10 protein-coding genes are annotated in these 9,970 nt (G+C 40.0%); 5 read left to right on the top strand and 5 right to left on the bottom strand.

The window, feature by feature from the left end; genetic code table 11:
• The 3 genes from C200_RS14225 to C200_RS08130 all read right to left on the bottom strand — a co-directional run.
• The coding region (locus tag C200_RS14225) for a queuosine precursor transporter (RefSeq protein WP_033923727.1) at positions 1-733 on the bottom strand (733 nt) is incomplete at its 3' end.
• Positions 734-756: 23 nt separating this feature from the next.
• The gene (locus C200_RS08125) at positions 757-1,107 is read right to left on the bottom strand and encodes a hypothetical protein (RefSeq protein ID WP_016210898.1); all 351 of its coding nucleotides are present in this window, start codon (positions 1,105-1,107) and stop codon (positions 757-759) included.
• Positions 1,108-1,195: 88 nt separating this feature from the next.
• Complete coding sequence (locus tag C200_RS08130) at positions 1,196-1,450, bottom strand: helix-turn-helix domain-containing protein (RefSeq protein ID WP_016210902.1); 255 nt, start codon at positions 1,448-1,450, stop codon at positions 1,196-1,198.
• A gap of 510 nt (positions 1,451-1,960) precedes the next feature.
• Between C200_RS08130 and C200_RS08135 the strand changes: the two genes are divergently transcribed.
• Both C200_RS08135 and C200_RS08140 read left to right on the top strand, forming a co-directional pair.
• Complete coding sequence (locus C200_RS08135; RefSeq protein ID WP_016210894.1) at positions 1,961-2,263, top strand: hypothetical protein; 303 nt, start codon at positions 1,961-1,963, stop codon at positions 2,261-2,263.
• Positions 2,264-2,603: 340 nt separating this feature from the next.
• Positions 2,604-3,584 carry an RING finger protein gene (locus tag C200_RS08140; RefSeq protein WP_016210897.1) on the top strand — a complete coding sequence of 327 codons (981 nt, stop codon included), beginning with the start codon at positions 2,604-2,606 and terminating at the stop codon, positions 3,582-3,584.
• A gap of 78 nt (positions 3,585-3,662) precedes the next feature.
• Here C200_RS08140 and C200_RS08145 read toward each other — a convergent pair whose 3' ends face one another.
• Both C200_RS08145 and C200_RS08150 read right to left on the bottom strand, forming a co-directional pair.
• Positions 3,663-5,024, bottom strand: coding sequence for a Do family serine endopeptidase (locus C200_RS08145; protein WP_016210901.1), 1,362 nt, complete (start codon positions 5,022-5,024; stop codon positions 3,663-3,665).
• 94 nt (positions 5,025-5,118) lie between these two features.
• Positions 5,119-5,490, bottom strand: coding sequence for a ZapG family protein (locus tag C200_RS08150; protein WP_016210903.1), 372 nt, complete (start codon positions 5,488-5,490; stop codon positions 5,119-5,121).
• 205 nt (positions 5,491-5,695) lie between these two features.
• On the opposite strand from C200_RS08150, the gene C200_RS08155 reads away from it, so the two are divergent.
• From C200_RS08155 to C200_RS08165, 3 genes are read left to right on the top strand one after another with little or no spacing between them, the layout of a single operon-like run.
• Positions 5,696-6,361, top strand: coding sequence for an alpha/beta hydrolase (locus C200_RS08155; RefSeq protein ID WP_236611052.1), 666 nt, complete (start codon positions 5,696-5,698; stop codon positions 6,359-6,361).
• A 42-nt stretch (positions 6,362-6,403) separates the two neighbouring features.
• Positions 6,404-7,486 (top strand): cell division protein ZapE, encoded by a 1,083-nt coding sequence (gene zapE / locus C200_RS08160; RefSeq protein ID WP_016210896.1) that lies wholly within the window; start codon positions 6,404-6,406, stop codon positions 7,484-7,486.
• A 53-nt stretch (positions 7,487-7,539) separates the two neighbouring features.
• Positions 7,540-9,423, top strand: a complete 1,884-nt coding sequence (locus C200_RS08165) for an APC family permease (protein WP_016210899.1) — start codon at positions 7,540-7,542, stop codon at positions 9,421-9,423.
• Positions 9,424-9,970: the final 547 nt, after the last annotated feature.

Below are 9,970 nucleotides of genomic sequence, written 5' to 3' on the forward strand. Positions count from 1 at the left end.
AACGCTGTGTGACGCGGACAGCCGAGGGTTTATAGTCGTCGCGTTTTGCTCGGCGATTTTGCCTCATTGGATGTGCAAAATACCTACCGAGGTAGCGACGCTTACGTAATGATACAAAAGGGGCCTGGATGCTATTCGCTGCTATTTTCCATAGCCAGCCAGTAAATATTAATATAAAAATTTCTTTAAATGGCTTTTCAAATGCAAATATAGTTATATAGCCAATAGTGAGTAGAACAAGTTCGGATACTGCACATGAAGCAATTTGTCTTAGCCAAAAATACTTTCCTTTCCACATCATTTTTAATTTTTGAATTAGGTAAGAATTTAGAAAATAACCAACGAGAACAGCGAGTAATCCACCAGTGCCTTGTCGCCATACTGAATGAAATAATTCGTCATATGGTTGATGTAATGACCAAACGCTGGGTGAGGGTAGGCTTAGGATAAACTGTATACCGAGTGTAAAAACAAGTATGCATAGAGCATTTGACCAGATTACTCTGCGTGTATGGTGATATCCATAAACTTCGGCTAGAATATTACAGATTGAATAATCTAGTGTATAGATAAGAGCACTAGAGGCGATGAATAGGTGGCTAATACCTATGTCAATTGGTTTATAGATAACTACAGTTGATAAGGCTTGAATGATAACAAATATACAGGATAGTGGTATGAGCAGCTTGTAGTCACCCGCTCCCTTTCTTGCGGAGTATAGTACTTTTTCCATTGTTCTTTAGTTTCCTTAGGCGATTAGTAATTTACTATAGTTTGTACAACACAACCATAAAAGGTTGGGTTTTTGCAGAAAGTAATGCTTCCTAAGCCCTCTATAACTGGTTTTAGATAAATATCATCACCATCTATAAGGATCTGTCTAAGTGCAGGTTTTTTTTGATTGGGCTTTTCTGTAACAAGAGCATAGTCATGGTGTTTAGGTAATACCTTAAGATCTATGATTTGAATGGTGCTATTATGCTGGATGCTATTAACTAAATCGTTGTACCCAGACTCTATTGCAAAAGATTTATCACTGACAGCAAGTTCAGTATTAACCCATTTTATATACTCTTTTTTAATTAAGCCATTGCTCCAAGAGATCACTTCATCGAGTTTGATAATTGGAATACGAGATAAAGTGGTATTGGTAATATGAATATTACCTGAGTATGAAATTTCGTTTAGCGCATTACTAAATTAAGCTTTCAATGCTTACACCAAAATAGTTTGCAATAGGAATTAATGTTGTTACCGTCGGGTTTACAGAGGATGATCCAGAGCGGAGTCGATTAATAGTACTAATTGTTAGGTTCGTATGTTGACTTAGCTCACTTGAATCGACATCAGCTTGCAACATGAGTTGCTTCAAATTTTTTGATAAATGACCTGTTATATCACTTTTACTCGTTGGAATTTTAGGCAAGAGTTTTTGCAAAGTGTTATTCATAAGTTCCGTTACAATACCTGTATTTTCAACATTCACAGCTATTATACATAAACTAAGTCAATCGTCTTTAGTCTTGTATCTATTATTTGAAAGATTACTGATATAATCATTTTTGAGTTTTATATTGCAAAATTTTGCTATATAAAAACATATGGTATAGTATTTACGGCTGTTGCTAGATTAAGGAGGATATGGAAAAATGATCATTCAAAGTAGTTTAAGGCTAAGTAATTACCCGCTGATTAGTTTATTGGCGTATTAATTATTTTTCTACAGTAAGTTTTTAATGTAAAAAATTAACTGATTTTTGATTACGGTTTGCGTATGCTTAACTCGGTTGGTTTTATCGTTTTTTAGTTAAATTAAAATTAGGGCATTAAGTCGTGGGTTATTTTAAAGTCACTAAGAAAGCATTGATATAACCCTATGGGGCATTTCTTTTTGTTTATTTTTTATCTAGCAGCATAGGGTTTGGGTAAACAGCCGTTTAAATAATTAAAGGAATAAGTAATGAATAAGATAGAAGCAACAGCTACGGCGCAGTCTATAGCTGAGCAGGAATTATTGCCTTTTTTACTCTCATTAGAGCCTAAAATGATGAGTGATGAGGTATTTTTAGCATTTTGCCAAACGAGCATTTTAACTATAACCAAAGCAATGTATGATTATTGTATGAGTTATGATGATTTTGAATATAAAGAAATTTGGCTAAAGGGAGTTAAAGAAAAAATTCATCAAGGCATAGATAGATTTTTTGATATAGATAGTCGTCAATCTGATTTAAAAATAACACCAGCCTCATTTTTCCAGTAATCTTTAATTTGGATTATCTTTAGGTTATGTTCAAAGCGCTTTTACTGCGTTTAAACAGAGTGTTTGTAGCAAGTTTTGATAGTAATAAATGGATATGCCAGTATTTACTTTGTCTGAATAACCTGCTGTGTGCAAAACTCATTAATTTAGTGGTTTTTTCCATATAGAACAATATGGTTGTGCCATAATGCGTTATTGATTTGCTATATGTAAAATTTTTGAAACATATGAAAAATTAAGGAAATTTATATATTTTGGATATTCCTCTCAATATGTTTTCAATGTTTTTTTTGTGAAAATACACGCTTAATATTTAGATGTTGTTATATTGGGAGTAAAAATGCCTTTTGAAAATGAGTTTAATCATAAGCCTGATCTTGAAACGCTTTTAGATGATACTCTCGCAGGTCATGAGCGAGGTGAGAGTGTTCAGTTTGGTAAAGTATTTGAGCTAAGGGAACGTATTCGTGCGGATGACCGTATTGGTAAAAATCTTGCCATACTATATGTTACTTATTTATTAGCGATATTCTCGCTTCCTTCGAGTGTAGACACAGATATGATGGAGAGGATTAGAGAGGTTGCTAATCATCATGTTCTTGCTCCACAGCTCTTCTTTGGTGAAGGTGCTGCCGAGCGAGGAGTGCTTTCTTCAAGAGAAGGCTTTATGGCTGCGGTGATGAGGCGCTATGATACAGGTGTATGGCCAGAGGGTATTGGTCAGCTCAATTTGGTTGATAGTATCCCTGACCCTGAATATTATTTTACGCTAGAAGAACCAGTGCTAGATTCAGAAGAAGAGCTAGAACCAGAGCCAGAACCAGAGTCTGCTGCACCAGCTGAAGTTCTTGCTTACTTAAATAGTTTTGTCGCGATTGATCAAGATAGGATATTTCCTATCCCTCCTGCCCTTACTGAGCATTTGCCTGCTGAAGAATATGCTCAATTTCTAGAAAAAAGAAGTGATTTGCTTAAGTGTCCGATCAGTTTAGATTCAATCGATGTACCGGTGACTGTCGGTGGTGAAACTCAGGCTTATGATAGAGATGGTTTGCATAGATGGTTAAGTAGTCATGACAGAACACCAGTTGGTAGAACGTGCGTTCGAGAGATTCCTCTTGAAAGTATCCGTAATGGTTATAGCCCTAAGTTATTTGAGCAGCAATACGGTGATATAGTCAGAGGGTCTATGGAAAAACTGCCTGAGGCTGTGCGGGAGCAGGCTGGTGACCGAAGACCTGAGCTTTTATTTCATGATCACCAGCCTGAGGAAGGTGGTTCTGTAGCACAAGAGAGGCACGAGGATATGAGCCCTACTTAGTAGAAAAAAAATAGCGGGGTATTTCCCCGCTATTGATCTATCGTTTGTTGTCTTTTAGCTTAAATTTATACACTTAATTTAAGCGTGTAAAACGATATAAAGTGCGCCTTGGCCGCGAGCGATGTTTAACGTAATGGCTTTTTTATCATTTTTTTTCATCGCTTGGATAAACTGATTCAGGTTTTTAATGGCTCGACCGTTGACATCACGAATGATATCACCTTGACGTAGGCCAGAATTCCATGCGGCACTGCTGGTGTTTAGTTCAGTGATTTTCACTCCTTGAATTAAGCCGCGTTGCGGACTAAAGTTCTCAACTTGCTGTAAGGTCATACCAACGAGATAAGGATCGCTTTCCGCAATAACCTTGTCGCGTGCGGCTGGACTAATCAGTTTGGCGGTTACTGTTTTTTTCCTACCTGCACTGACGACTTGGATGGTCGTTTTATCGCCGACACGGATCAGGCCAATCGAGTTGCGTAAATCTGCGGCGGAGTGAATGTTTTTTTGATCAATTTGGGTAATAATGTCACCGATTTTAATGCCTGCAAATGCAGCGGCTGAATTTTGCATGACATCAGTGACGATTGCTCCTTCGCTTTTTTCTAAGCCCATCGCCTCGCTTAGCTCTGGGGTAATGTTTTGTGCGAATACACCCAGTTGGCCGCGTTTGACTTCGCCGTACTTGATAATTTGTTCAGAGACACTTTTTGCCATTGGCCATGGAATAGCAAAGCCGATGCCGGTAAAGGTGGCGGCAGGATCGGGTGATAAGATAGCTGTGTTAATGCCGACAAGCTGGCCTTGTAAATTAACTAACGCACCGCCTGAGTTACCTGGATTAATGGGTGCATCGGTTTGAATAAAGTTTTCAAAGCCTTCGATACCCAGGTTATTGCGATCAAGGGCACTGATAATACCTGAGGTGACAGTTTGGCTAAGGCCATAAGGGCTGCCAACGGCAACAACAAAATCACCGACATCCGGTGTGTAGTCTGGTTTAGGTAATCGTATTTGCTCAAGGTTTTTGGCGCTAATTTTAATGATGGCAATGTCCGTGCCTTTATCATTGCCAATGACTTTTGCGGTAAGCTGGCGGCCATCTTTTAAGGTGACACGAATTTTTTTAGCTTCTGCTATCACATGATAGTTAGTGAGGATATAGCCTTTATCAGCATTAATAATCACGCCTGAGCCCGTGGATTTAGGCACAAGGATCGGTTCTTTGGGTAGCTTGGATTTAGGTACGCCAGGAGGGAGTTTAATTTTAGAAAAATCAACATCTTGTAAATTTGAGATATTGACAACAGCAGGCATTACGCTTTTTAGCATTGGTGCTAAGCTGTTTTTAGTCACTAGCTCTTGTGGTAGTTCAGCATAACTTAGTGCCGGTGCAATTAAACTGCAGCTAAGCAAAGCGCAAGCGAGAGTTTTTTTCATAGGCGTATCCTCAAAGTATCCTTAAAAATATAGTGATTGATAAGATTCTGTTATCGTTATTATTACTTTTATTAAGGTCATTTTAATAATTATATTAAGTGACATAGTCTCTAGGAGGTTGTTCCGTTGATTTTGTTGTCTGTTGTTGCTGTTTCTTGGCTTGTTTTAAGGTCGCCGCGCTTTCTGCATACGGTGGTGGCAGCACTCCACGTTGACTTAGGCTTTCTAAGCTTTGGGCAATGTGTTCGCTAAGTTCCTGTTGCGTTTGTGCTAGGGCGGTGGCAAGATCAGCGGCGGTATTTAAATGCTCTTCAACTGTTTGTTGGTAGATTTCATAGGTTTCTGCCTTATTTTGTAATTCTAGTGCCAGTTGATTTGGTTTTTGCGGTGCTTGACGTCGTCCCCACCAATAGCCAATGACAAGACCGATAATAAGCGCTATAAGGCCAATGGCAGCAAAGTACATCTACAGGGTCTCCTCTTAATAAATTACTACACAATCTAATTAATCGTATTAAGTATAATGCGATGAATATTAATCTTTCATCCTCTATTGTCTGTTGGATTGCTTGGGTTTGTAAAGTAGATTTTATGTTTTGGCTGGTTTTATCGTCTTGGCATTTATAGTAAAACATGCGAGAATCCGCCCTTGTGTTTATTCTAAGATAAGTATGAGAGGGGTGGCTGTGGGTTTTCCCGAGCGTGATGGAAGTTTAGAAATATCAGGGCCTTGTGGAGTGCTTGAGTTGGCGGTATCCGTGCCCAAGGCGAGCGAGTCCAGCCAGCAGCAGAAGGTCACCGTAGTGATTTGTCACCCTCACCCATTGTTTGAAGGGACCTTACATAATAAGGTCGTGCACACCTTAGCACGGACATTTAAGCAGCAGGGGCTTTATGCTGTTCGGTTTAATTTTCGTGGTGTGGGCCACAGTGCTGGAGAATATAGCCATGGCATTGGTGAAACCGCTGATTTAGCCGCGGTGATTGATTGGGTCAAAGCGCAGCAGCCTGATCATGAAATTTGGTTGGCCGGTTTTTCGTTTGGGGGTTATGTTGCTTATCGTGGAGCCAGTCGTTTTAATGTCAAGCAATTACTGCTTGTGGCTCCGGCGGTGGTTAATTTTGATTTTGACAGTGAAGTAGAACCAAATTGCCCTACTTTCCTGATTCAAGGGATGGCGGATGAAGTGGTGGCTGCCGAAGCAGTATTGGCTTGGGCCGAAAAATTAGCACAGCCGCTGCAAATTAAGCGTTTTGAAGAAGCCGGTCACTTTTTTCATGGTCGCCTGGTGGATTTGCGCAAAGTGATAGAACAGCATTATTTTTCCTCATTCTAAATTCTACAATTAATTCTAAGCAAAGTTAGCTAAAGTTAGATCATGGATATATTAGAACGCTATCAGCATGACCTGAACACGGGGTTAATTTATGACCCGGCGCAAGAGATAGTGATTAAGCGCTTGGCATTGCTAGCAGGCCAATTTGTTAATGATCAACAAAATAGCAGCTTGTTAAAGCGTTGGTTTTTCCGTGGTCAAGGCCAGCAGCCTGTTAAGGGGTTGTATATTTGGGGTGATGTGGGCCGGGGTAAAACGTATTTAATGGATGTGTTTTATCAGCATGTGGCCTGTGATAAAAAAAAGCGCTTACACTTTCATCGTTTTATGCAGCAAGTCCATGCAGATTTAAACACCTTTAAGGGCCATAGTGACCCGTTAAGCTTGGTTGCTAAGCAATGGGCCAAAGAGACGAAAGTGCTATGTTTTGATGAGTTTTTCGTTGCGGATATTGGTGATGCGATGATTTTGGCAGGATTGCTTAAGGGCTTGTTTGCACAGGGTGTGAGCTTGGTGGCAACATCAAATATTCCGCCTAAGCGTTTGTATGAAGATGGCTTACAGCGCACGTCATTTTTGCCTGCGATTGCTTTATTAGAGCAATATTGCGATACCTTAGAGTTAGCTAGTGAGCAGGACTATCGTTTAAGGGCATTGACTGAAGCAAAGATGTACCATATTACAGTGCTCAGTGACCATACGGCGTTATCGCATTGTTTTGCTCAGCTTGCAGCGCATGTTAAAACTCATCATACTCCTATCGAAATTTTTGATCGGGTTATTCCGGTGATCTGCACAGCGGAAGATACGGCTTGGTTTGATTTTCAGGCACTGTGTAATAGTCCCCGTAGTGCGGCTGATTATATCGAGCTGGCAAAGCAGTTTCATACGGTGCTTGTCAGTGATGTGCCTGTTTTTAATAACAATAATGAAGATGCAGCACGGCGCTTTATTCACTTAGTTGATGAATTTTACGATCGTAAAGTGAAGCTGATTTTATCGGCTGTGGTTGATATGTTGAGTCTATATCAAGGTGCACGTCTAGCGTTTGAATTTCACCGGACCATAAGCCGCCTGCAAGAAATGCAATCCCAAGAATATCTAACTGAGGCACACCGGCCTTAGATTCTGCGATTTAATGTAATAAATTTAATATTAATTGATGTGAGAGTTAGGCTATGAAGCTGCGTCGTTTGTTATTTGGTGCACCGCTGTCTACAGAAAAAATGGCGGATGTGCGCCTGAGTAAAAAAATGGCGCTGGCGATTTTTTCATCGGATGCTTTATCCTCAGTCGCTTATGCGACTGAAGAAATTTTAGGTGCATTGATGATTGCAGGATCTGCTGCATTTAGTTTTACTTTGCCAATTAGTTTGGCGATTTGCTTACTCATTTTAATTGTTGGCGCATCTTATCGGCAGACGATTACGGCTTATCCAAATGGTGGTGGAGCTTTTGCGGTGGCCAAAGAAAATTTAGGTAATCGTGCGGGATTATTGGCTGCGGCGGCCTTAATCATTGACTATATCCTAACCGTTGCTGTCAGTGTCTCTGCCGGGATACGGGCGATGACCTCCGCTTTTCCAGAGTTGATGCCACATGCCGTGGCTTTAAGTGTCTTTGCGATTATTGTTATCACTTGGTTGAATTTACGTGGCTTGCATGAGACCGCTGGGATATTTGCTGCGCCGACCTATATTTTTATTGGCTTGATTTATCTTTTAATTTTTATAGGACTGTGGCGTTTACTCAATGGCTTTCATCATGATTATGTGAGTCTCAACCCGGTTCCTGTCGGTGGTTTTGACGCCAGTTCGATAGGGATTATCTTAATTTTACGGGCGTTTTCATCAGGTTGTTCGGCATTGACTGGCATAGAGGCGGTATCTAATGGAGTGCAAATGTTTAAAGTACCGTGCGCAAAAAATGCCAATCGGACTTTAATGGCGATGGCTTTGATTTTAATGACGATGTTTTTAGGGGTGACCGTACTTGCAGATAGCTTACATATTTACCCTAATAATACACAAAGTGTGTTATCGCAAATCGCGCATTTAGTCTTTGGTGAGGGTGCGATAGGCATTGGTTTGTATTATGCCTTACAGGTTGCGACAGCGTTAATTTTATTACTTGCGGCGAATACGTCGTTCTCAGGCTTTCCGCGCTTGGCTTCGGTACTGGCCGAACATAACTACTTACCTCGCCAGCTGCGCAATATTGGTGATCGGTTAGCCTATTCGAATGGTATTATCATGCTAGCGATTATTGCCATAGTTTTGGTGATTGCCTTTCAAGCGAATACGCACAGTTTAATTCCTTTATACTCTATTGGGGTGTTTTTGGCCTTTAGTTTATCGCAAGCGGGGGTGGCACGTTACTTTATCAAACGTCGTTTAACCGGTTGGTTATGGAAGAGCGGAGTGAGTATTGTTGGCTGTATCACCACAAGTATTGCTTTTATTGTTATCGCCGAAAGTAAGTTCACCAGTGGTGCCTGGGTGGTCTTTTTAATTGCACCGTTATTATTATGTTTATTTTATAAAGTACACTCTCATTATCGTGAGGTAGATCAGGAGCTTGCTGTTGAGAATATTTATGATGATGATTTGTTAAGTTATGACGACCCCTTATTGAAGGTGATTGTACCGATTTCCAAATTACATCGTGGCACAATGACGGCTTTGCACTTTGCGCGCAGTTTGTCTGATGATGTGACGGCTGTGGTGGTGGATACCCATGATCATGACAATGGGGAGCGTATTGATAAGCTCAAAGAGGACTGGAAGGAGTTGCAGATTCCAGAGCGGTTAGTCGTATTAGATTCGCCTTATCGAGCTACCATTAGCCCTTTATTGCGTTATATTAAACGGATTGATCTACGAGAACCTGAGCGTGGTTGCGCGGTGATTGTGATTCCAGAGGCGGTGCCAACACGTTGGTGGCATCACTTTCTGCATAATCGTAAAGCGATGTTATTACGAGCTGCACTGATGTATAACCCGATTACGCGTTATGGCTCAACACGTGTTTTTGTCGGTGTACCTTATCGTTTGGAGCGTTAAATAATTAAAATTAAGATAGCAGGTGAACTTCTGTTTAAGATGCTGTCTTACTTAGTACGTGGGCGCATCACGACTCCGCTTTTTCCCTCCCTTAAAGCGGAGAAACTGTATTCGGATTCCCCAAGCCGAATACATTAATTGGCTTGCCCTGTAACCCTCTTTTATACAGGGCTTTTTTTTGTTTTCTTTGCGTTTTTATTTTTTATTCATTTAAGTTTTTTTACTTAGTTAAAATTTTATTTAGTAATAAATAACGATTTTATTTGTTTGCGTGAGTTGTTTAGTATCAATGGATTTACTCTGTTTTTATATATGCCTTTATATAACTGCAATAACCGTTGAGATTTTTGAGATGATATTGTTCAGATTGCTTAAGTTTAGAGGCACTTAAAGTGAGATAGAGCTAACAAAATCAAGTGATTACATAAAAATATCATTTATTCTTAAGTATGGTTTGATTTATTTTTGTGTCACTCAGAACTTCGCTTGACATGAATTTTTACAATCCTAACTTAGTTTTTAACATTTCGTAAGGGGTTTTTCCAGA

The organism is Piscirickettsia salmonis LF-89 = ATCC VR-1361 (genome assembly GCF_000297215.2).
In the GTDB taxonomy this organism is placed as follows: domain Bacteria; phylum Pseudomonadota; class Gammaproteobacteria; order Piscirickettsiales; family Piscirickettsiaceae; genus Piscirickettsia; species Piscirickettsia salmonis.

Excerpts from the sequence above, each read along its gene's own strand:
- C200_RS08150 (WP_016210903.1), bottom strand. The coding sequence starts at position 5,490 with ATGTACTTTGCTGCCATTGGCCTTATAGCGCTTATTATCGGTCTTGTC.
- C200_RS08145 (WP_016210901.1), bottom strand. The coding sequence starts at position 5,024 with ATGAAAAAAACTCTCGCTTGCGCTTTGCTTAGCTGCAGTTTAATTGCA.
- C200_RS08140 (WP_016210897.1), top strand. The coding sequence starts at position 2,604 with ATGCCTTTTGAAAATGAGTTTAATCATAAGCCTGATCTTGAAACGCTT.
- zapE (WP_016210896.1), top strand. The coding sequence starts at position 6,404 with ATGGATATATTAGAACGCTATCAGCATGACCTGAACACGGGGTTAATT.
- C200_RS08155 (WP_236611052.1), top strand. The coding sequence starts at position 5,696 with ATGAGAGGGGTGGCTGTGGGTTTTCCCGAGCGTGATGGAAGTTTAGAA.
- C200_RS08130 (WP_016210902.1), bottom strand. The coding sequence starts at position 1,450 with ATGAATAACACTTTGCAAAAACTCTTGCCTAAAATTCCAACGAGTAAA.
- C200_RS08165 (WP_016210899.1), top strand. The coding sequence starts at position 7,540 with ATGAAGCTGCGTCGTTTGTTATTTGGTGCACCGCTGTCTACAGAAAAA.
- C200_RS08135 (WP_016210894.1), top strand. The coding sequence starts at position 1,961 with ATGAATAAGATAGAAGCAACAGCTACGGCGCAGTCTATAGCTGAGCAG.